Annotated in this window: 25 protein-coding genes; 12 read left to right on the top strand and 13 right to left on the bottom strand. The window is 66.1% G+C overall.

Annotation, left to right across the window (positions count from 1 at the left end):
• The first annotated feature begins 47 nt into the window (after positions 1-47).
• Positions 48-416 (top strand): cupredoxin domain-containing protein, encoded by a 369-nt coding sequence (locus A5724_RS15440; protein WP_067803284.1) that lies wholly within the window; start codon positions 48-50, stop codon positions 414-416.
• On the opposite strand, the gene A5724_RS35165 is transcribed toward A5724_RS15440, so the two are convergent.
• Positions 409-756 carry a ClpX C4-type zinc finger protein gene (locus tag A5724_RS35165; RefSeq protein ID WP_067803287.1) on the bottom strand — a complete coding sequence of 116 codons (348 nt, stop codon included), beginning with the start codon at positions 754-756 and terminating at the stop codon, positions 409-411. The two genes, A5724_RS15440 and A5724_RS35165, sit on opposite strands and share 8 nt — an antisense overlap.
• A gap of 94 nt (positions 757-850) precedes the next feature.
• Between A5724_RS35165 and A5724_RS15450 the strand changes: the two genes are divergently transcribed.
• Together A5724_RS15450 and A5724_RS15455 are read left to right on the top strand one after the other, a co-directional pair.
• Complete coding sequence (locus A5724_RS15450; RefSeq protein WP_067803289.1) at positions 851-1,264, top strand: hypothetical protein; 414 nt, start codon at positions 851-853, stop codon at positions 1,262-1,264.
• Positions 1,261-1,938 carry an HAD family hydrolase gene (locus A5724_RS15455; protein WP_067803291.1) on the top strand — a complete coding sequence of 226 codons (678 nt, stop codon included), beginning with the start codon at positions 1,261-1,263 and terminating at the stop codon, positions 1,936-1,938. Before A5724_RS15450 ends, A5724_RS15455 begins: the two co-directional genes overlap by 4 nt.
• 2 nt (positions 1,939-1,940) lie before the next feature.
• Here the strand turns inward: A5724_RS15455 and A5724_RS15460 are convergent, their stop codons facing one another.
• Both A5724_RS15460 and A5724_RS15465 read right to left on the bottom strand, forming a co-directional pair.
• A complete protein-coding gene (locus tag A5724_RS15460; protein WP_067803294.1) occupies positions 1,941-3,038 on the bottom strand; it encodes a hypothetical protein in 1,098 nt (365 codons plus the stop codon).
• A gap of 10 nt (positions 3,039-3,048) precedes the next feature.
• Complete coding sequence (locus tag A5724_RS15465) at positions 3,049-3,693, bottom strand: TetR/AcrR family transcriptional regulator (RefSeq protein WP_067803297.1); 645 nt, start codon at positions 3,691-3,693, stop codon at positions 3,049-3,051.
• 55 nt (positions 3,694-3,748) lie between these two features.
• On the opposite strand from A5724_RS15465, the gene A5724_RS15470 reads away from it, so the two are divergent.
• A complete protein-coding gene (locus tag A5724_RS15470; RefSeq protein WP_067803300.1) occupies positions 3,749-5,074 on the top strand; it encodes an NAD(P)/FAD-dependent oxidoreductase in 1,326 nt (441 codons plus the stop codon).
• On the opposite strand, the gene A5724_RS15475 is transcribed toward A5724_RS15470, so the two are convergent.
• On the bottom strand, positions 5,037-6,320 hold the full coding sequence (locus A5724_RS15475; protein ID WP_067803808.1) for a cytochrome P450: 1,284 nt from the start codon (positions 6,318-6,320) through the stop codon (positions 5,037-5,039). The two genes, A5724_RS15470 and A5724_RS15475, sit on opposite strands and share 38 nt — an antisense overlap.
• 87 nt (positions 6,321-6,407) lie before the next feature.
• Between A5724_RS15475 and A5724_RS15480 the strand changes: the two genes are divergently transcribed.
• Positions 6,408-8,321 (top strand): NAD(P)/FAD-dependent oxidoreductase, encoded by a 1,914-nt coding sequence (locus tag A5724_RS15480; protein ID WP_067803303.1) that lies wholly within the window; start codon positions 6,408-6,410, stop codon positions 8,319-8,321.
• A gap of 78 nt (positions 8,322-8,399) precedes the next feature.
• On the opposite strand, the gene A5724_RS15485 is transcribed toward A5724_RS15480, so the two are convergent.
• Positions 8,400-8,903: a nuclear transport factor 2 family protein gene (locus tag A5724_RS15485; protein ID WP_067803307.1), complete on the bottom strand. Its 504-nt coding sequence runs from the start codon at positions 8,901-8,903 to the stop codon at positions 8,400-8,402.
• A gap of 412 nt (positions 8,904-9,315) precedes the next feature.
• On the opposite strand from A5724_RS15485, the gene A5724_RS15495 reads away from it, so the two are divergent.
• Positions 9,316-9,780 (top strand): hypothetical protein, encoded by a 465-nt coding sequence (locus A5724_RS15495; protein WP_067803313.1) that lies wholly within the window; start codon positions 9,316-9,318, stop codon positions 9,778-9,780.
• A 6-nt stretch (positions 9,781-9,786) separates the two neighbouring features.
• On the opposite strand, the gene A5724_RS15500 is transcribed toward A5724_RS15495, so the two are convergent.
• From A5724_RS15500 to A5724_RS15510, 3 genes are read right to left on the bottom strand one after another with little or no spacing between them, the layout of a single operon-like run.
• Positions 9,787-10,251 carry an SRPBCC family protein gene (locus A5724_RS15500; protein ID WP_067803811.1) on the bottom strand — a complete coding sequence of 155 codons (465 nt, stop codon included), beginning with the start codon at positions 10,249-10,251 and terminating at the stop codon, positions 9,787-9,789.
• Positions 10,252-10,274: 23 nt separating this feature from the next.
• Positions 10,275-11,450: a serine hydrolase gene (locus A5724_RS15505; RefSeq protein ID WP_067803316.1), complete on the bottom strand. Its 1,176-nt coding sequence runs from the start codon at positions 11,448-11,450 to the stop codon at positions 10,275-10,277.
• 26 nt (positions 11,451-11,476) lie between these two features.
• Positions 11,477-11,890: a DUF6188 family protein gene (locus A5724_RS15510; protein ID WP_067803319.1), complete on the bottom strand. Its 414-nt coding sequence runs from the start codon at positions 11,888-11,890 to the stop codon at positions 11,477-11,479.
• A 68-nt stretch (positions 11,891-11,958) separates the two neighbouring features.
• Between A5724_RS15510 and A5724_RS15515 the strand changes: the two genes are divergently transcribed.
• The 3 genes from A5724_RS15515 to A5724_RS15525 all read left to right on the top strand — a co-directional run bounded on the left by A5724_RS15515 (position 11,959) and on the right by A5724_RS15525 (position 14,317).
• Positions 11,959-12,840 carry a TIGR03854 family LLM class F420-dependent oxidoreductase gene (locus A5724_RS15515; protein ID WP_067803322.1) on the top strand — a complete coding sequence of 294 codons (882 nt, stop codon included), beginning with the start codon at positions 11,959-11,961 and terminating at the stop codon, positions 12,838-12,840.
• Positions 12,841-12,933: 93 nt separating this feature from the next.
• On the top strand, positions 12,934-13,434 hold the full coding sequence (locus tag A5724_RS15520; protein ID WP_067803325.1) for a protein disulfide oxidoreductase: 501 nt from the start codon (positions 12,934-12,936) through the stop codon (positions 13,432-13,434).
• A 7-nt stretch (positions 13,435-13,441) separates the two neighbouring features.
• Entirely contained in the window at positions 13,442-14,317 is an 876-nt protein-coding gene (locus A5724_RS15525; RefSeq protein WP_067803328.1) for a cytochrome c biogenesis CcdA family protein, read from the top strand.
• Here the strand turns inward: A5724_RS15525 and A5724_RS15530 are convergent.
• The gene (locus A5724_RS15530; protein ID WP_067803331.1) at positions 14,259-14,573 is read right to left on the bottom strand and encodes a hypothetical protein; all 315 of its coding nucleotides are present in this window, start codon (positions 14,571-14,573) and stop codon (positions 14,259-14,261) included. The genes A5724_RS15525 and A5724_RS15530 overlap by 59 nt on opposite strands.
• 35 nt (positions 14,574-14,608) lie before the next feature.
• Here A5724_RS15530 and A5724_RS15535 point away from each other — a divergent pair, with 35 nt between their 5' ends.
• Positions 14,609-14,896 carry a putative quinol monooxygenase gene (locus tag A5724_RS15535; protein WP_067803334.1) on the top strand — a complete coding sequence of 96 codons (288 nt, stop codon included), beginning with the start codon at positions 14,609-14,611 and terminating at the stop codon, positions 14,894-14,896.
• 5 nt (positions 14,897-14,901) lie between these two features.
• On the opposite strand, the gene A5724_RS15540 is transcribed toward A5724_RS15535, so the two are convergent.
• On the bottom strand, positions 14,902-15,480 hold the full coding sequence (locus A5724_RS15540) for a chorismate mutase (protein WP_082965046.1): 579 nt from the start codon (positions 15,478-15,480) through the stop codon (positions 14,902-14,904).
• A gap of 126 nt (positions 15,481-15,606) precedes the next feature.
• Between A5724_RS15540 and A5724_RS33805 the strand changes: the two genes are divergently transcribed.
• Positions 15,607-15,804 (top strand): hypothetical protein, encoded by a 198-nt coding sequence (locus A5724_RS33805; protein WP_156752300.1) that lies wholly within the window; start codon positions 15,607-15,609, stop codon positions 15,802-15,804.
• 4 nt (positions 15,805-15,808) lie between these two features.
• On the opposite strand, the gene A5724_RS34210 is transcribed toward A5724_RS33805, so the two are convergent.
• Positions 15,809-15,964 carry a hypothetical protein gene (locus tag A5724_RS34210; protein WP_197518671.1) on the bottom strand — a complete coding sequence of 52 codons (156 nt, stop codon included), beginning with the start codon at positions 15,962-15,964 and terminating at the stop codon, positions 15,809-15,811.
• A gap of 31 nt (positions 15,965-15,995) precedes the next feature.
• The gene (locus A5724_RS15545; RefSeq protein ID WP_067803338.1) at positions 15,996-16,220 is read right to left on the bottom strand and encodes a DUF1918 domain-containing protein; all 225 of its coding nucleotides are present in this window, start codon (positions 16,218-16,220) and stop codon (positions 15,996-15,998) included.
• A gap of 108 nt (positions 16,221-16,328) precedes the next feature.
• On the opposite strand from A5724_RS15545, the gene A5724_RS15550 reads away from it, so the two are divergent.
• Positions 16,329-17,303 carry an esterase family protein gene (locus A5724_RS15550; protein WP_067803341.1) on the top strand — a complete coding sequence of 325 codons (975 nt, stop codon included), beginning with the start codon at positions 16,329-16,331 and terminating at the stop codon, positions 17,301-17,303.
• 4 nt (positions 17,304-17,307) lie between these two features.
• On the opposite strand, the gene A5724_RS15555 is transcribed toward A5724_RS15550, so the two are convergent.
• A complete protein-coding gene (locus A5724_RS15555; RefSeq protein ID WP_156752301.1) occupies positions 17,308-18,225 on the bottom strand; it encodes a helix-turn-helix domain-containing GNAT family N-acetyltransferase in 918 nt (305 codons plus the stop codon).
• Positions 18,226-18,227: the final 2 nt, after the last annotated feature.

The raw sequence follows: 18,227 nt of genomic DNA on the forward strand, positions 1-18,227 counted from the left end.
CGATTCGTGAACCGTGTCCCTGCCGAAGGGCAATCGAGAGGGGCACGATGAAGAGATTCGGATTCTTTCTGGCGGCGGTCTGTCTGATCGGTGCATTGATAACCGCCTGCGGTGGGTCAACGGATTCCGCCACGGCGTCACCGACAGCCACCACGCCCGCCGAAGCGAGCGCCGCCACGATCACGATCGCCGATATGAACTACGGCCAGCCGGTCACGGTGCCCCCGGGCGCCAAGATCACCGTCAAGAACAACGACTCGGTCGAGCATTCGGTGACCTCGGATGCTGCGGACAAGTTCGGCATGGACGTCGACGGCAACGAGCAGGGTGTGCTGACCGCACCCACCGAACCGGGCGAGTTTGCATTTCACTGCAAGTATCACCCGTCGATGCACGGCACACTGATCGTCAAGTAGCCCTGGGGGAGAAGCGCTCCCAGGCCGACTGGCGCGTCACGTTCAACGCCGCGCCGATCCGTGCCCATGACACGCCACGATTCCGCAGTTCGCAGACGCGCTCGCGCAGCCCGGCGTCGATGTTGGCTGCCGACGCCGCGATGAGCGGTAGACGCTGCAGCAGGTCGTCATCGGACAAGCCGGCCCATTCCGGCAGTGAGGTCTGGGTGGCGTTCGCGATCACGTCCACGCACAGGTGTACGCATTCATCGCAGATGTAGACACCCGGCCCTGCGACGAGCTTGGCGACTTCAGTGTGCGGCTTACCGCAGAAGTTGCAGCGTAGTTCGACCGACGCCATGTTGTCAGGCTAGCCCTGACAACGGTTTAAGCCGACCATCCGCAGGGCATCCGGCGCAATTAGCGGGTTCGTCAACAAAACGGAAGGAGCCGTCATGGCTACCAACACCGTGATCGGGATCATCGTTGCGGTGGTCGTCGCCATCGCCATCATCGCGCTGGTTGTCTATCTGGCGCGTAACGCGCGCAATCGGCGCAGGCAGGCGCACGCCGAACAGATCCGCGAGGAAGTCCACCGCGACTCCCGGCACGTCGAGAAACGCGAGGCCATCGCCGAGGAAACGCAGGCTAAGGCACGTGCCGCGCAGGCCGAGGCCGACGCGAAGGCGGCCGAGGCGGCCAGGCTGCAGAGCGCCGCAGCGCAACACCGGGACGCGGCGACGACGTCGCGTGAGGAACTCGAGGCGCGACGACAGCACGCCGACAAGATCGATCCCCGGCGCACCGACGCCGAGCAGATGCAGCCCGATACGCCGCAGCAGCAGCAACCCCACCAGCCGCGCAGGTGACGTCTGGAAAAGCCGCCGCGGTGCTGTTCGACGTCGACGGCACCCTGGTGGATTCGAATTACCTACACGTTTACGCATGGCACCGGGCCTTCCACGAAGCCGGCGTCGACGTCGAGGACTGCCGGATCCACCGGTGCATCGGCATGGACGGTTCGACGCTGGTCAAGACTCTCGCCGAAGACTCCGCCGAGGACACCCGTTCACGCTTGAAGGACCTGCATTCCCGCTACTACAAGCAGACGGCGCCGATGTTGCGGCGACTCCCGGGAGCGCGCGACCTGCTCGAAGCCGTGCAGGGGCTGGGCCTGCAGGTGGTGCTGGCGACTTCGGCGCCCGATGACGAGTTGGAAGTCTTGCGCGAGGTGCTGGCGAGCGACGACCTGGTATCGGCGGTGACGTCGTCGAAAGACGTCGACACCGCCAAACCGCAACCCGATATCGTCGGCGTCGCACTCGACCGTGCAGGCGTCGAGGCTTCTAATGCCGTGTTCGTCGGCGACGCCGTTTGGGACGTCGAGGCCTGTAACCGGGCGGGCGTGCCGACGATCGCCGTCCTCAGCGGCGGCGTATCCCGCGGGGAGCTCGAAAACGCCGGTGCGCAGGCCGTTTTCGAGAACGCCGCCGAGCTGCACCGGCAGCTGGACGACACGCTGATCGCCAAGCTCGCCGGTTAGCGTCAGCGCAGCGCGTACCTCAGCACCGCCGCGATTCCGTCCTTCGGGTCGATGCGCTCGTCGGTCCGGACCAGCGCCGCGCCGGTGGACACGGCGAGCATCGGCAGCGCCTCGTCGGCTCGCAGTACCTGGGTTGGCGCCGTTCCCAACTCGCTGAGCACGTTCTCGTTCGGTGCGACAGTGGCGATGTCGTCTCCTGCGACCACGGTGGCGTCGCCGATGTCGCCGATGATCAGCGTCTCGACCGCTCCTGCCCGCAACGCCGCCGTCACTCCGTCCAGCCCTTCCGTGGCCAGCCCGGAGCCACTGCCGATGCCGGTTCGAAACTGTTGCGCCGCTTCGTCTATCACGGCGATGCGGCGACGCTGGAACTCCTGGCCGATCTCGTGCTGCAACTGCTCGTCATCGAACCCGCTGTGGCGCGCGCCGACCGACAGTTCCACGGCACGCGATGCCACCCGATCGGGGAGGTCCTTGACGAAATCGCTGCGCGACTGCACTTCGCCGACGACGAAGACGACCTCGGGGTTGATCTCGTCGACCAGTGACGTCAACTGCTCGGCCACCTCGCGGATGTTCTTGTGGCGCGCGCCTTCGGCCGCCCGCTGCGGATCTCCGTAGCCGGGCGACTCCGCGGAGGACGCCTTGTGCACCGGATAGCCGTCGCCTTCGACGGTGGTGCCGGTGACAGCGTCGCCACGATGCACGGTGAAGTCGCCGCCCTCGTGGTCGACGGCGACCACGACGTAGGTCCGGTGCTCGTGGCCGTGCTCGATCACCGGCACGATGTAGGGCAGCGGCGACACTCGCACCAGTGGGCCCGCAGGCCTCATCAGGTGCTCGTCGACCAATACGCCGTCGGCAGTGGCGATCACCGCGCGCCCGCTGCGCCCGACTGCGGGACGGCCCTCGGCGATGGCCGCTCCGATGCTCTCGGTGAGCGCCGGATCGGCGCCCTGCTGTTCGAGTTGTTCACGCAGCGCCCGCCATTTCAATTCGAGTTGCGCGCTCGCGTCCGCGGTGTCGTGCGAATCGTCGAAGTACACGGAGCCATAGGGGCCGTGTGAGGTCAGCAGTGAGTGGAATCGTTCGGAACGCATGCCCCCCGGGTTACCCGCCGAGCAGCTGACGACACAGGTCGTCGGCCAACCATTCCTCGAACCTCGCCGCGGTCCAGCCCCGCATCCGGACCAGCCGGTCGAACAGTGTCGGATCGGTGGCCAACCACACCAGGTCGACCGCCTCCTCGAAGGTGAGGTCGCCGGTCAGCGCGTCGAGATCGCGCAGTCTGTCGACCACCTTGCGGGCGTCGACGAGGCGGCTGCGGTGGGCGTTCTCGATCACTGCGCGGGCCGCCGGGTCCATACCCGCGGCCACCTCCACAGCGCCGTACAGCGGCGCGACGCGACCGCCGACCGCGGTGATCGAATGCGCCAGTCCGGTCAGCAGCACCGTCGGGTCGCGCTGTTGCAGCAGGTCGCGCATCTCGGCGCGATCGGCCACCGGAAGGGGCTCGTCGTCGCCGGCCACTGCCCAGTCGACTGCGGTGGTGAGCAGTTCGAGCTTGCTTCCGACCGCGGTGAAGACCGTCTTACGGCTGACGCCGGCGGCTTCGGCGACCGCGTCGACGGTCGTCGCGCCGTAGCCGTTCTCGACGAACAGTCGCGCCGCGGTCGCCACGATCCGGCGTCGTGTCTCGACCGCCTGGGCGGCCCGCAGGTCGGATCGGTATTCACGCTTGACAGCGGCAGCCATCTAGGTAACTCTTGGTGTATTCATTACACGCTATGTTACCTCAATTGGAGCGGACGTGCGAACAGTTGTGGCGGGGGCGGGGCCGACCGGGTTGGTCATGGCGCTCGGGCTGGCCCGGCGGGGCCGTCAGGTGATCGTGATCGACCGCGATCCCGGCCCGCCGCCCGGCCGTGACGACGTGTGGCATCGCAAGGGCGTGATGCAGTTTCAGCACGCGCACACGTTCCGGCGCCAAGTCGTCGACGTGCTCAGCGTCGAGATGCCCGATGTGCTCGACAGCCTCGGGGCAGCCGGCGCGCAACTGGCCGGCGGCGGCGACGGCAGGCCGCTGGCGATGTTGTGCCGCAGGGCCATCTTCGAGCGGGTATTGCGTGCGCACGCGGCCACGCAACCCGGCGTCACGCTGCAATACGGGCACATCGACCGTGTCGAACAGGACCGCGGCAGAGTCGTCGGCATCTCGGTGGACGGCGTGACGGTGCCGAGCGACTTGGTGATCGACGCGTCCGGGCGGTCCAGCCGGTTCACCGATGGCATCCGGCCGCGGGCCGAGGGCGAGGACTGCGGCGCGGTCTACGTCACGCGGCAGTATCGGCTGCACAACCCCGCCGACGTCGGGCCGATGAACTCGCCGATCGGCTTGTCACTGAGCCTGTCCGGCTATCTGGCCATAGCGTTCCTGCACGACAACGGCGCGTTCTCCATCACGTTCACCCATGACGGGACCGACAAGGCGCTGCGGATGATGCGTCACGCTGACGTGTTCGACGACGCGGTGCGGACCATCCCGCAACTGTCGGAATGGATCGATCCAGCTCGCGCACAGGCGGTTTCGCGCGCGCTTCCGGGCGGACGGCTGTACAACAGCTACCGCGGACAGCTCGATGCGGCGGGCCGACCCGCGCTGCCCGGGCTGATCTCCGTCGGCGACGCGGTCTGCACCACCACGCCGCTGGCAGGCCGTGGGATCGCGCTGGCGTTGATGCAGGCGCGCGAGCTGCTCGGGATCCTCGACAGCCAAGGCACCGACATCATCTCGGCCACAACGCAATTCGACAGCTGGTGTGTGGACCACATCCGCCCGTGGTTCGACGACCACCGGTACACCGACGCTGACCGGATGCGTAGATGGGCGGGCGGCGACGTCGACCTCGGCCGCCGTCTGCCATCCGATTTGATCGTGGCTACCGCCGCGGTCGACCACCGACTGGCCGACGTCGTCGGCGACTACGCCACGATGGATGCACTGCCCGACAGCCTGACTGGCGCCCACGACCGCGCACGCGAGATCTACACAAGCGGCTGGCGCCCGCCTGTCGCCGAAGGACCGAGCAGGGCCGAACTCAGCGAGGTGGTGTCCAGGACACCGGCAGCCGCTTGATGCCGTGAATGAACGCCGACTGCAGCCGGTCCGGTTCCTCGGTGGCGGTGATGTCGGGTATCTGCCGGTGCAGTTCCTCGAACGCCAACGTGATCTCGCGGCGAGCCAGGTTGGCGCCCAGGCAGAAATGCGCACCGCCGCCGCCGAATCCGACATGCGGGTTGGGGTGGCGGCGCACGTCAAACCGCCACGGGTCGGCGAACTTCGACTCGTCGCGGTTGGCCGAGCCGTACCACAGGGTGACCTTGTCGCCGGCACGCAGTTCGACGCCGCCCAGCTCGGTGTCACAGGTGGTGGTGCGGCGCATGTAAGCCACCGGCGACGCCCACCGCACGATCTCCTCGACGGCCGTCGGCGCCACCTCGGGATAGTCCGACCACCAGTCGTCGCGCTGTTCGGGATACCGGCTCAGCGCAAGGACGCCGTGGCTGATCGCGTTGCGGGTGGTCTCGTTGCCCGCGACGACAAGCAGGATGAAGAACGACGCGACCTCCGCGGACGTCAGCCGTTCGCCGTCGACCTCGGCTTGCACCAGGCTGGTGGTCAGGTCCTCGCCGGGGTGGGCGCGGCGCTCGTCGGCAAGCGCCGACGCGAACGCACCGATCTCCACGGCGACGTTGAAGAACTCGTCGGGGTCCGTCGCGATGTCGGGGTCGCCGAAGCCCAGGATCACGTTCGTCCAGTGGAAGACCCGTTCGTGGTCCTCTTCGGCGATGCCCATCATGTCGCAGATGATCTGCAGGGGCAGCGGGCCGGCGAGCTCGGCGACCACCTCACCCTTGCCGTCGGGATGTTCGCGAACCATGGCCTCGACAAGTCTTCGCGCACGGTCGCGCACCGAGTCCTCGATCACCGCCAGCACCCGCGGCGTGAACGCGCTGCGGACGATGTTGCGCAGGCGGGTGTGCCGCGGGTCGTCCATCGCAATCATCGATCCGAAGTACTCGGCAAGGTCGGGATTCTGATCGCCGATCACGATGCCCTTGGCGGAGCTGAAAATCTCCGGGTGACGACTGGCATAGAAGACGTCGTCGTAGCGGGTAACCGCCCAGTGACCGGCGACTTCGAGGGTCGGGTCCACCACGAAGGCGGGGTGAAACGAGATCGGCGCCTCTCGGCGGAGCGTGGCGAACGCGCCGTCGCGGATGTCGTCGTCGAGCGCCCAGAAATCCCATGAGCCCAGGTTGATGTCGGACAGCGGCACGTAAGGGGGAGCCGTCCCATTCACGCGCGCGGCGATACCCATGTCCCCGAGAGTAGGGACCGGCAGGGCCGCCGTCACGAATTTCTGGAACATGTTCCATTTCAACGTTCGCCGTGGTAGCACCGAACCGTGCGTAACCCACATGCAGGGCAACCGTTTACGACGTCCGACGAGCAGATCGCCGCGGCATTGCTGGACGTCAGCATTCCGACCCTGATGTTGTCGTTGGTGCACATGTCGGGGGACCCGGGCCTGATCCGCGGTGAGCTCAAGCCCGCGGGACTGTTCCTCAACGAAGTGCAGGGCTATATGTCCGAGGAGGACAAGGCCGCGGCCCGCAAGATCGCGCTCGAGGTCATCGCCGACTACCGCGACCGCGGCTGCCCGGAGCCGGAGCCGATCGGACCGGAACTGCTGCAGGAGATGATGCAGTGGTTGGTCTGCGAGCCGGTGCCGCCTGAGTACGTGCCGATGCTGCTCGAGGAGATGGAACTCGACGGCAGGGACAGTCGAGCGGTGCCGGGCACGCCGGCCGATTGCCCGGTGGTGGTCATCGGCTGCGGGGAATCCGGTCTGCTGGCAGGCATCCGGCTCAAGGAGGCGGGCATTCCGTTCACAATCGTGGAGAAGAACGCGGGCGTCGGCGGAACGTGGTGGCAGAACACCTATCCGGGCGCCCGGGTCGACGTCGGAAACCATTTCTACTGCTATAGCTTTGAGCCCACCGACCAGTGGACGCACTTCTTCGCCGAGCAGCCCGAACTGCAGGCCTATTTCCAGGCGGTGATGGACAAGCACGAAATCGGCAGGCATGTGCGGTGGGAGACCGAGGTGACCGGGGCGGTGTGGGCCGATGACAGGGCCACCTGGACGGTGTGGACCCGCGACCGCCGCGGCGCGACGACGACGCTGACAGCGCGCGCGGTGATCAGCGCCGTCGGACAACTCGACCGGCCGAACGTGCCGGACATCGCGGGACAGCAGACGTTCGCGGGCCCGGCGTTTCACTCGTCGCAGTGGGACCACTCGGTGGATCTGCGCGGTAAGCGCGTCGCGATGATCGGCGCGGGCGCAAGCGGTTTCCAGATCGCTCCGGCGATCGCCGACACAGTGGGCCGCCTGACGGTGTTCCAGCGCACCGCGCAGTGGATGTTCCCCAATCCGAACTATCACGAACCGGTCGGGCCGGGAGTGCAGTGGGCGTTGCGGCATCTGCCGTTCTACGGCCGGTGGTACCGGTTCCTGCTGTTCTGGCCGGGCTGCGACAAGGGTTTGACCGCCGCGTACGTCGACCCGGACTATCCGGATCAGCAGAAGGCGGTCAGCGAGATCAACGAACTCATCCGGATCATGTTCACCGAGTGGATCCGCAGTCAGGTCGGTGACGACGCCGAGTTGCTGGCGAAGGTGCTGCCCGACTACCCGGCGACGGGCAAACGCACGCTGCAGGACAACGGAAGCTGGCTGCGGACGCTGACCCGCGACAACGTCGAACTGGTCAGGACGGCAATCGATCACATCGAATCCGACGCGGTGGTGGACGCCGACGGCACTCGCCACGAGGCCGATGTCATCGTGTACGCCACCGGATTTCAGGCGACGAAGATGCTGTGGCCGATGACGATCCGCGGCCGCGGCGGCGAGGTGCTGGCGAAGCGGTGGGGAGAGCGACCGTCGGCGTACCTCGGCATCACCGTGCCGGGTTTCCCGAACTTCTTCTGCATGTACGGCCCGGGCACCAACCTGGCCAGCGGCGGCAGCCTGATTTTTCACTCCGAATGCCAAATGCGTTACATCACCAAGTGTTTGGAACTACTGATCGACGGCGGCCACCGCTGGATGGAGCCTACCGAAGAGAGGACCGCTGGCTGGGTCGAGGCCACGCAGGCCGAGATGCGCAAACTGGTGTGGTCACAGCCGTCGATCAAGCACTCGTTCTACAAGAACCGCTTCGGCGAGGTCTACGGCCTGAGCCCGTGGCGGCTCGTAGACTACTGGGCCTGGACCCGCGAACCCGATCCAAGCGACTTCGTCATCCGGTAATCACCTCCGCGCGAGCAGACGCAAAACTGACCAAAAATCGCGAAAAATGGGCAGTTTTGCGTCTGCTCGCGGAAAAAATTACGCCAGCTCCCAATTCATATTCTTGGCGAACGCGCGGGCGTCTTCGGACAGCGTGCCCAGTTCGTGGCAACGCTTGACGTAGCCCTGGATCATCATCAGGAAGTTCATCGGGTTGTAGGCGTCTTCCTCGTAGCTCCACTTGCCGTCGCCCGCGTACTCGAGCACGGTGATCACTGCCGCACCGTGCACACTGCCGTCGCCAGGGTCCTTCATCGTGTTGATGTTCTTGAAGATGACCCAGCCCTTGTCGGTGTCGATCGAGTACCACTCCACCGGATAGGACGGCATCTCGTTGCCGGGAAACTGGTTCATGGTCGAGACGATCCACTCGCGAATGTTGTCGCGGCCTTGCATGTTTCCCATCGCGTGCTCGACGTACTTCGCATCCTCGGTGAAATGGTCGGCATAGCCTGCCCAATCCCATGTCTTGCCGACCTCCACCACGTCGCGCTGATAAGCCGCGAACGCCTCTTCGAGTTCCTCGCGTGACCATCTGCCCATCGGTGACTCCTTCGGCTCGCGGAAGCAGCATTCGTTCTACCAGCCGCGTACGGGCGGCGGAGCTCTTTCAAGACACCGCCAACTCATGTGGTCCGCGGCCAGCCGTCAGCACACACGCGTGCATGTCGACGCCGACGTCAATGAAGAAAGTGTGAGCAACGACACAGCGCCGTCGCACGAGTCGTTTCACGGCGAGCAATCGGCGATCAACTGCGTCGCCTGCGCGCCTTGCGATTACCGCAAAACGCTGATCTGCCAACGATATCCATTGACCGTCAATCGGTAACGCCACAGCTTTGAGTCCCGATATGCACAGAGGAGCTAACGGTTTGCGTTTCTCCGGTTTCGGAAAGAATAGTGACGGCTTGGCGCCGGATTCGGCGTCGAAGTTGCAAGTTGGGAGTCGATAACGATGGGGCTGGCTAAGTTCGTCTCAGCAGCCATGATCGTCGGTGCGCTCGGATTCGGAGCCATTGGGCCTGGCGGGGCCGTCGCGTCCGCCGACCCGGTTGCGCCTGCACCGCTGAAGCCACATGACGATTTCTGCCCGCCATTCTGTGGCGACAACAACGGCCGGGGCAACGGTCACGGGCACGATGACTACTGCCCGCCGTGGTGCGGCGACGGCAATCGTCACGCCGACTGGGACAAAGGCCCGTGGTGGGCCAACAACAGGCACGACTGGTGGGACGACAGCAAGGGTGCGCCACCGTGGGGCTGGGGCCCACCGCCGGCGTTCCAGTGGGCAGGCGGCCCGCCACGCCCGTTCAACTACTGGGGCTATGACGTCAACCCGGTCTGGGATGACGGCTTCCACCAGTGGGGCTTCTGGCTGTTCGGCCTCTGGGTCCCGGTCTTCGGTATCGGGGTTCAGTAACCTGCGTCATCCACCCTCGGGCGCTTCGACAACGGCTTTGATGCGCTCGAGGGTGGTTCGCATGTCGCGGATGTTGCGGCGCTGACGTAGCTGACCGCCCAAGATCCCGAACAGCGTCGTGAACAGGCTCTCGGGCATCTTGAACGACTCGGTCACCTCGGTGCCGCCCTCGACGGGAGTGAGCCGGTAGTGCCAGGTGTTGGCCGCCTTGTCACCGACAAGCACGTCGAAGCCGAATTCGCGGCCCGGCTCACACGCGGTCACCCGGCAGGTGGTCCAGTACACCGGTCCGATCTCGTTGCGTTTGACGTGTCCGCGGAAGCGTGCGCCGAGTGCGGGACCTGTTGCACCGTCGAGCCATTCGGCCTCCATCACTTCGGGCGAGAACTTGCCGGTATTGCGGACGTCGGCGATGAGGTGCCATACCTTGTCTGCAGGCGCAGCCATGGTCACGGTTGCCGATCCTTGCATGGTCATCTCGGTCATCTCCTTCTTCAGCGCGGCAGCTGTGGGCCGAGCGAATAAACGTGGTCCGGTGTCAGCTCTTTGGTGATCGCGGTCGCCAGAGCGGTGCTTGCTTCACCGCCGCGGTACTCGATGTCGGTGTTCGTCATGATGACCAGCGACGTCTGCTTCTCCGGCAGGTAGACCACGACGGTCTGATATCCGGGCAGGCTGCCGTTGTGACCGATCCACCCGCCGAGATCGAAGATGCCCAAGCCGTATCCGTCCTGCGGGGGCATCCCGGGGGAGCCGACCGTCTGCAACCGCTGCGCCTGCATCTGCGGGGTCAACAGCTTGCCGGTCGCCAACGCCACCGACCAGGCGCGCATATCGTCGAGCGTGGAGATCATCGCCCCTGCGGCCCACGCCCACGACGGGTTCCAATCGGTGGCGACGGCCTCCTTACCGTCCGCGCCCTCGGTGTAGCCCTGTGCGTGCGGATCTGGCAAGTCGTTGCCCGCCGGAAAGCTGGTGTGGTTCAACCCCAATGGCGTCAGGATGTGGTTGCGGATGTAGTCGGCCAGCGGCTCTTTACTGACCTTTTGCACCGCCAGGCCGAGCAGGACCGTGTTGGTGTTGCTGTATTCGAACTTCTGCCCGGCAGGGAACTGATTCGGTTGCGCGAAGGCGTAGGACAGCAGTTCGCGCGGGGTGAAGGCACGGTGCGGATCGGCGAATATCGCCTGCTGGAACTCCGGTGACCCGCTGTAGTTGAACAGCCCGCTCTGCATCCGAGCCAACTGCCGCAACGTGATCCGGTCGCCAAGCGGTACGCCGTCGACGAACTCTGCAATCGAGTCGTCGAGATTCAGCCTCCCTTGATCGGCGAGTTGCAGGAGCGCGGTGACCGTGAACGTCTTTGTGACACTGCCGATCCGACTGTAGAAGTCGGCCTTCATCGGCGCCTTTGTCACCTTGTCGGCCACCCCGAACGCGCGGACATAATCACCGTCGGGCCCCCAGATGCCGACGATGGCGCCGGGCACCGCCGCGGCCACCATGGCTTGATCGACAGCAGCGTCGAGGCGCTTGGCGAGCGCGTCGGCGATCGGCTTCAAGCGGGCGGGACTGCTGCCAGTCGGCTGCTGCGGCGGCGATTGGCCGCAGCTACAGGTCGTCAGCAGCAACGCAGCCACGATCGCGAGCGCAAAGAGCCGAGCAGTCATCGCCCGCCAGATTATGCGCTGTAGTGCTAGCGCTCAGCTGATTCGTCCTCCGGCAGGTCGTGTCGTACGACGCGGACCTGACCGCGCGCCAGGCAGGCGGCGTAACCATGGTGTTTACCGTAGAGCTCCCACGCGGTGCGGTGCTGGTCGCTGTGCGCGTGGATCTCGTGGCCGTCGGAGAACCCGAGGTGCAGGCTGCCGTCCTCGTCCCAGCTGGCATGGGTGCAGACGGAGCCCGCGAAGTCGAACAGTGCGCGTTCGACAGGCCTGGCGGCGGTCGGATCGATCAACACCGCCTCCTCGTCGTCGCGGGCGGTCTTGGGCAGCGTGAGATAGAACGGCACCGCGATGACGAGTTCATTGTCGTCGAGCTTGAGCACCAGTCCGCCACGGAACTTGATCCGCGTAACCACACAGCCCCGGATCCACGGATCGCTCATTTCTTCACCTTCGTCCCTGCAGGCGACTGCGCACAAGGGTTGTGGCCGCCTTTCCGTAGCATCGGGTCGTGAAGATTCGGTTCGGCATCGGACTGGGCGCGGACACGGGTCCGGAACAACTGGCCGGCATCGTCGACCATCTCGAGGCGACCCGCGTCGACTCGCTGTGGTTCTCGGAGTTGGTGTATTCCAAGGCCGTCGACCCGTTCGTCGGGATGGCTTTCGCGTTGGCCAGGACGACGAAGCTGAAGGTCGGTACATCGGTCGCGGTGCTGCCCGGCCGGCACCCGGTTCTGGTGGCCAAACAGCTGGCGTCGTTGGCGGCGCTGGCGCCCAAGCGGGTGCTGCCGGTGTTCGGGCTGCGCTCGGCGATACCCGCGGAGCGGGAGATCTTCGTGGTGCCCGACGGCGAACGCGCGGCCGTCTTCGACGAATCGCTGCGACTGTTGAGATCGGTTCTGGAACAAGACGATGTCGCGTTCGAGGGCGAGTATTTCGCTGTCAGCGCCGCCGACGTCGAACCGCGCCCGGTCAAGCCGCTGGACCTGTGGCTCGGCGGTTCGGCGCCTGCGGCGTTTCGCCGTATCGGGGAACTCGGCGACGGATGGCTCGGCAGTTTCCTCACCCCCGACGAGGCGCGCCGCGGCCGGGAGCAGATTCAGCGCGCCGCCGCCGCAGCAGGCCGCGAAATCGAACCTGACCACTTCGGGATCAACCTCGCTGTCAGCGACGGCGACGTGCCTGACGCCTTGGCGGCAGCGGTCAGGCGGCGTCGGCCGGACGTCGATCCCACCGAGTTGATCGCGAGCGGTTGGCCACAGTTACACCGTCAACTGGATGGTTATCTAGCGGCGGGGCTGACCAAATTCGTGATCCGGCCCGCACTGCATGCGGACATGGCCGCGTTCATCGACCGATTCGTGGCCGAACTGGGTCCGCGGCAGAACTGAGCGGTCGGTGAACCGCGACGACGATGCCTTCGTGTCTAGAAGTGTGCGACGCAGGTCCGCCGCATGCTTCCGCTTGAGCGAAGGAGATGCCCGATGAGCTCCCGATTTTCGCGTTTGATCCGATCGCTCGTGCTGAGTGGGGTCGCCGCGCTGACGTTCGGCTTGATCAGTGCACCCGCCGCGGTTGCCGACGACCGGTTGCAGTTCACCGGGTCGACGTTGTCGGGCGCCCCGTTCTCCGGATCGAGCCTGGCGGGTAAACCCGCCGTTTTGTGGTTCTGGACGCCGTGGTGTCCGTTCTGCAACGCCGAGGCGCCGAACGTCAGCCAGGTAGCGGCTGCCAATCCGAGAGTCACCTTCGTAGGGGTGGCGGCACGCTCCGACGTGGCGGCGATGCAGGCCTTCGTCTCGAAGTACAACCTGAACTTCACCAACCTCAACGACGCCGACGGATCGATCTGGGCCCGCTACAACGTTCCGTGGCAACCGGCCTACGTCTTCTACCGGTCCGACGGATCGTCGACATTCGTGAACAACCCCACCTCGGCCATGCCCGCTCAGGAATTGTCCGACCGGGTCGCGGCGCTGGCCTAGCGGCGGCATGGACCAAGACCTGCTGGGCTTGGCCTTCGCCGCGGGCCTGGTGGCGGCACTGAACCCGTGCGGATTCGCCATGTTGCCCGCCTATCTCGCTCTTGTGGTCCGAAGCGAGGACACCAGCAGGCGAGCGGCGATGGCGCGTGCGGTGACCGCCACAGCGGCCATGGCACTAGGCTTCATCGCGGTCTTCACCGGTTTCGGTTTGCTCACGGTGTCGGTTGCCTCGACCGTGCAGCGCTACCTTCCGTACGTCACCACGGTGATCGGTGTCGGCCTTGTCGCCCTTGGGGTTTGGTTGCTCGCCGGGCGTGAGATCACCCCACTGCGCCCGCTGGCGCGGGGCGCGCGCAGGGCGCCGACGGCCCGACTCGGATCGATGTTCGGCTACGGCGTCGGCTACGCGATCGCGTCTGTATCGTGCACGGTCGGGCCGTTTCTGGCGGTCACCGCCGCGGGGCTGCGCAGCGGTTCTGCCGTCGGCGCGGTAGCGGTGTACCTCGCCTACGCGGGTGGTTTCACCCTCGTGGTCGGCGTGCTGGCCGTGGCCGCCGCGGTGACCGCGTCGACCGTCACAGCGCGGATCCGCCGAATCATGCCGTACGTCAACCGCATCAGCGGCGCACTGCTCGTCGTTGTCGGCGGCTACGTCGGCTACTACGGGTTCTACGAGATCCGGCTGTTCGGTGGCAACGGCAACGCAGAAGACCCGGTGATCGGGGCGGCGGGCCGGGTGCAGGGTGCGATCGCCAGCTGGGTGCATCAGCACGGCGCGTGGCCGTGGTTGGCCGCGTTGATGGTAGTGGTGGTGGTCGGGGCGGCTAGTGTGCGTGCGAGATATCGCCGTGCAGATCGGGCCACGGCGGGCGACGAATCATAGCCATGCCCGCCAGCGCCGTGGCGACCAGTCCGACCAGGATGCCCATCAGCGCGATCCGGCCGGTGTCCGCGGCGGGCACCCACGTCGCGTTGCCGTCCTTGATCACGTAGATCCCCGCGGGACGGGAATCGGCTCCGCGCGTGACCGGGATGACCGTTGAGCCGTCAGCGGTCTGGTACGCCTCCCCGAACGCGCGGGCGGCGTCGGCGGTGGCCTCGACCGAACCGATGGGTTCTCGTGGCTGGCGAAGATTCATGGTCTCCTGCTTACTACACAGGAAGGAGGCTCGCGATGGTGATTGTCGCAGGACACGTCGTGGTCGACCCGACGCAACGTGACGACTATCTCGCCGGCTGCGTAAAGGTGGTTCGTCAGGCGCGCCGCACTGCGGGCTGCCTTGATTTCTCGATCACGGCGGACCTGCTCGAGCCAGGCCGGGTAAACATCTTCGAACGGTGGGAATCGCAGGCTGCGGTCGAAGCCTTCCGCGGCAGTGGCCCCAGCGACGAACAGGGCGCCGCGATCGAAGCGGGTTCGGTCGCCGAGTACGACGTCGAAGGTGAGCGCAGTCTGTTCTGAAAACCTCATGCACCGCAATAGGAATGCGTCGAATAGTCGAGCCCTTGCCGGTACAGCGGGTCGAGCGTGCGGGCGGCGGCTACGGTGGCTTTGGCATCGTCGAGGGTGCGGAGGCAGTCGGGGGAGTGCAGCACCGGGGACTGGGCAGCGATCTGCTCGACCATCTGAGCGTTCAACCGATCGATGACGTCTCGTGACGCGGTCAGGTCGGGCGCTTGGGCGGGCGCCAATGAGGGGTCGAGCTTCCACTGGCCGAAGCGGGTGTACTCGATGCCCGTGGTGGCGTCTATCTGATCGGTGAAAATCCGCCTGACGTACCCGCTGTCCACTCCTCTGCGGTTGGCGTCGGCCGCCACCGTGGACAACACCTGTTCGACACGTGGCGGATCTTCGATCGAACCGCCCTTGATCCACTTGGTCGCCGCCACCGGGTCCGCCGTCTGCAGCCGTTGAGCGGCCGCATCCACCAGTGCCACCAGAGGATTGGCGTCGTCGCCCCGCGCGGGCGCCATCGGCAGCATCGCGAAGGCCGCCGCGGCACACAGTGCGGTCGCACCGGGCAGGACGGCGTCACCGAATTTCATGATTCTCCTTCTGTAGCTAATGGTTTCGCGGTTGCTGAAGCGGCCGAGGCAGCATTTGAGCAAACCGCCTCGCGTCGCATCCCATCGACATAACATTGGCCGACGGGGCGTAGAAGGGGGACAGCCATGACCGTCAGAACAGAGCCCAGGTGCCTGCACATGCTGCTGGACGAACTCGGAGTCAAACACTTATCCGTGGACAAGCAACTGCCAGCGCTGCGCGCCTGGCTCGCCACCCACGCTCCGAGCCGACCTCTCCGAATCAGCATGTGCTGCAACGGCTATGGGCTGCTACTCAAGGAGTCGTCGGCCATCCACAACTGAGTTCTCAGCGGTCGAACTCCGATTCGTCGTCCGGGACGGCGATGGCCTGCTCGATCAGATCGGCTTCGTTGGCTTCCCACCCCCTGCCGCTCGCGACGCGATCCGCCTCGAGCCACGTGTTGTCGTCGTCGGCGAATGCGATGTCGTCAGGGGTGGTCATGACCAGCCTCCGTCCCGTCCCCGGTTCTCGACTATCCAGATCGATGCCGCGCGTCCGCCGCTTCCTGCTCGGCCGGTGTGACGACGACTGCGTCCGGGCCCGGATACACCGTAGCGGTGTGATCGGTGCTCAGCCACCGGACCACATACGGCGGTGACCCGTCGTCCGAACGGACCTCGGTGATGACGCCGCGCCGATCGTGTTGCTCGACAGTGGTCCCCTTGACCACCAAGTAATCGCCGACTTTGGCTTTCATCGTTCACTCCTTTCGGCTCCGGTCGTTTTCGATTGTCCCCCCATCGCGGTGTAACTGAGTGGAGTTGGCCCGCGATTAACCCGTTGTCGGGACGACCGAAGTAGGACCATGAACATTTCTCACCAGGCAACGAACAAATGGCTCCGCCGACTTTCGGCGGCAATCTTCGCGGCGGCGTTGCTGCCCGCACTGATCGGCATCACCGGAGGCACTCCGACCGCGAACGCGGCGGTCGAGGTCCTGCGCGTTCCTTCGCCCTCGATGGGACGCGACATCACCGTCCAGTTCCAGGGCGGCGGCCCCAAGGCCGTCTACCTGCTCGACGGCCTGCGTGCCCGCGACGACCGCAACGGCTGGGACATCGAGACCGGCGCATTCAGTTGGTTCGACGGCTCAGGCCTTTCGGTCGTGGCGCCCGTCGGCGGCATGTCGAGCTTTTACACCGACTGGTACCGGCCCGCGGTCGGCAACGGCACCACGCAGACCTACAAGTGGGAGACGTTTCTGACCTCGGAACTGCCCGGGTGGCTGGCCGCGAACAAGGGTGTCAGTGCCACAGGCAACGCCGTCGTCGGCCTGTCGATGTCCGGGAGCGCGGCGCTGATCCTGGCCGCCTATCACCCCGGCCAGTTCGTCTACGCCGGTGCGCTGTCGGGCTTCCTGAACCTGTCCAAGGGGCTGTGGCCGGTGCTCGTCGGCATCGCGATGGGCGACGCCGGCGGGTTCAACGCGCTCGACATGTGGGGCCCGTACGGCGGGCCGGCCTGGCAGCGCAACGACCCTATGCTGCAGATCGGCCGACTGGTGTCCAACGGCACCCGCATCTGGGTGTACAGCGGCAACGGCAATCCGACGGATCTCGATGCCGGGCTCGGCAATGCGCAAATTCCCGCGCAGTTCCTCGAGGGCCTGACCATCCGCACCAACAGGGACTTCCAGGCGGCGTACACGCGGGCAGGCGGAAGCAACGGCGTCTTCGATTTCCCGCCCAACGGCACGCACAGCTGGGGCTACTGGGGCGGTCAATTGCAGGCTATGAAGCCAGACATCCAGCGGGTGCTCGGCGCGACGCCTGCGGCCTGACCGGTCACAGGTCACGCGACCAGAATTCGCCGACGAGGTCGTGTCCGAAGCTGTGATGCGGCTCGCGGCGGTCGCATCGGAAGCCCGCCCGCTGGTAGATCCGGCGGGCGGCGAGCAGGACGTCGTTGGTCCACAACGTGATTCGGTGGTAGCCGGCCCGCCGGGCGAATCGCAGGCATTCGTCCACCAGTCGGGTGCCCACCCCGCTGCCGCGCGCTGAGGGCTCGACGAGCAGCAGTCGCAGCTGTGCGGTGGCTTCCTCGTCGGGGTGGTTGGTGCAGAACACACAGCCGACCCGCTCACCGTCCAACTCGGCGATCCACGCCGCTTCGCGTCTGGCGTCGTCGCGGTCGGCGAAGTCGGCAACGATGCGGGCCACCAGCGCCTCGAACGTCGCATCCCAGCCGTACTCGGCGGCGTACCGGTGACCGTGCCGCTCGATCACCCAGCCGAGGTCTCCCGGCGCGGGCGCGCGCAGCACCAGCCCAGTCCGGGGCGGCGCATCGCCCAGCGCGCGGCGGATGCGCGCCATCGCGGAAACGAGATCCGCACGCAGGCCCTCGTCGAGCGGTGCCAACATCGTTGCGATCGCGTCCGCCTGCAACCGGTCCAGCTTCTCGAAGGCGCGCCGGCCGTCCTCGGTCAACCGCACCACCTGTCGCCGTGCATCAACCGACGACTTCTCCCGCGTCACCAAGCCCGACGCGGTGAAATTCGACAGGATGCGGCTGAGGTAACCGGCGTCGAGCCCCAGATCGCCGCGCAGGTCGGCAACCGCGGCATGGTCGCGATTCGCCAGTTCGAACAACACTCTGGCCTCGGTCAACCCGAACGCCGACCCGACCAGGTCGGGCTGCAGCAGACCCAGAACCCGGGTGTAGAAGCGGTTGAAGCCGCGGACATCGTCGACCACCTGAGACATAA

Origin of the sequence: Mycobacterium sp. ACS1612, from assembly GCF_001667505.1 — a bacterium.
GTDB lineage: Bacteria > Actinomycetota > Actinomycetes > Mycobacteriales > Mycobacteriaceae > Mycobacterium.

Bases quoted from the DNA above. Each gene is read 5' to 3' on its own strand.
- A5724_RS15540 (WP_082965046.1), bottom strand. From the start codon at position 15,480: ATGAAATTCGGTGACGCCGTCCTGCCCGGTGCGACCGCACTGTGTGCC.
- A5724_RS15500 (WP_067803811.1), bottom strand. From the start codon at position 10,251: ATGCAAGGATCGGCAACCGTGACCATGGCTGCGCCTGCAGACAAGGTA.
- A5724_RS15450 (WP_067803289.1), top strand. From the start codon at position 851: ATGGCTACCAACACCGTGATCGGGATCATCGTTGCGGTGGTCGTCGCC.
- A5724_RS15505 (WP_067803316.1), bottom strand. From the start codon at position 11,450: ATGACTGCTCGGCTCTTTGCGCTCGCGATCGTGGCTGCGTTGCTGCTG.
- A5724_RS15485 (WP_067803307.1), bottom strand. From the start codon at position 8,903: ATGGGCAGATGGTCACGCGAGGAACTCGAAGAGGCGTTCGCGGCTTAT.
- A5724_RS15510 (WP_067803319.1), bottom strand. From the start codon at position 11,890: ATGAGCGATCCGTGGATCCGGGGCTGTGTGGTTACGCGGATCAAGTTC.
- A5724_RS15550 (WP_067803341.1), top strand. From the start codon at position 16,329: ATGAACATTTCTCACCAGGCAACGAACAAATGGCTCCGCCGACTTTCG.
- A5724_RS15465 (WP_067803297.1), bottom strand. From the start codon at position 3,693: ATGGCTGCCGCTGTCAAGCGTGAATACCGATCCGACCTGCGGGCCGCC.
- A5724_RS15495 (WP_067803313.1), top strand. From the start codon at position 9,316: ATGGGGCTGGCTAAGTTCGTCTCAGCAGCCATGATCGTCGGTGCGCTC.
- A5724_RS15525 (WP_067803328.1), top strand. From the start codon at position 13,442: ATGGACCAAGACCTGCTGGGCTTGGCCTTCGCCGCGGGCCTGGTGGCG.
- A5724_RS15530 (WP_067803331.1), bottom strand. From the start codon at position 14,573: ATGAATCTTCGCCAGCCACGAGAACCCATCGGTTCGGTCGAGGCCACC.
- A5724_RS15440 (WP_067803284.1), top strand. From the start codon at position 48: ATGAAGAGATTCGGATTCTTTCTGGCGGCGGTCTGTCTGATCGGTGCA.
- A5724_RS33805 (WP_156752300.1), top strand. From the start codon at position 15,607: ATGACCGTCAGAACAGAGCCCAGGTGCCTGCACATGCTGCTGGACGAA.
- A5724_RS15520 (WP_067803325.1), top strand. From the start codon at position 12,934: ATGAGCTCCCGATTTTCGCGTTTGATCCGATCGCTCGTGCTGAGTGGG.
- A5724_RS15535 (WP_067803334.1), top strand. From the start codon at position 14,609: ATGGTGATTGTCGCAGGACACGTCGTGGTCGACCCGACGCAACGTGAC.
- A5724_RS34210 (WP_197518671.1), bottom strand. From the start codon at position 15,964: ATGACCACCCCTGACGACATCGCATTCGCCGACGACGACAACACGTGG.
- A5724_RS15475 (WP_067803808.1), bottom strand. From the start codon at position 6,320: ATGGGTATCGCCGCGCGCGTGAATGGGACGGCTCCCCCTTACGTGCCG.
- A5724_RS15555 (WP_156752301.1), bottom strand. From the start codon at position 18,225: ATGTCTCAGGTGGTCGACGATGTCCGCGGCTTCAACCGCTTCTACACC.
- A5724_RS35165 (WP_067803287.1), bottom strand. From the start codon at position 756: ATGGCGTCGGTCGAACTACGCTGCAACTTCTGCGGTAAGCCGCACACT.
- A5724_RS15545 (WP_067803338.1), bottom strand. From the start codon at position 16,220: ATGAAAGCCAAAGTCGGCGATTACTTGGTGGTCAAGGGGACCACTGTC.
- A5724_RS15460 (WP_067803294.1), bottom strand. From the start codon at position 3,038: ATGCGTTCCGAACGATTCCACTCACTGCTGACCTCACACGGCCCCTAT.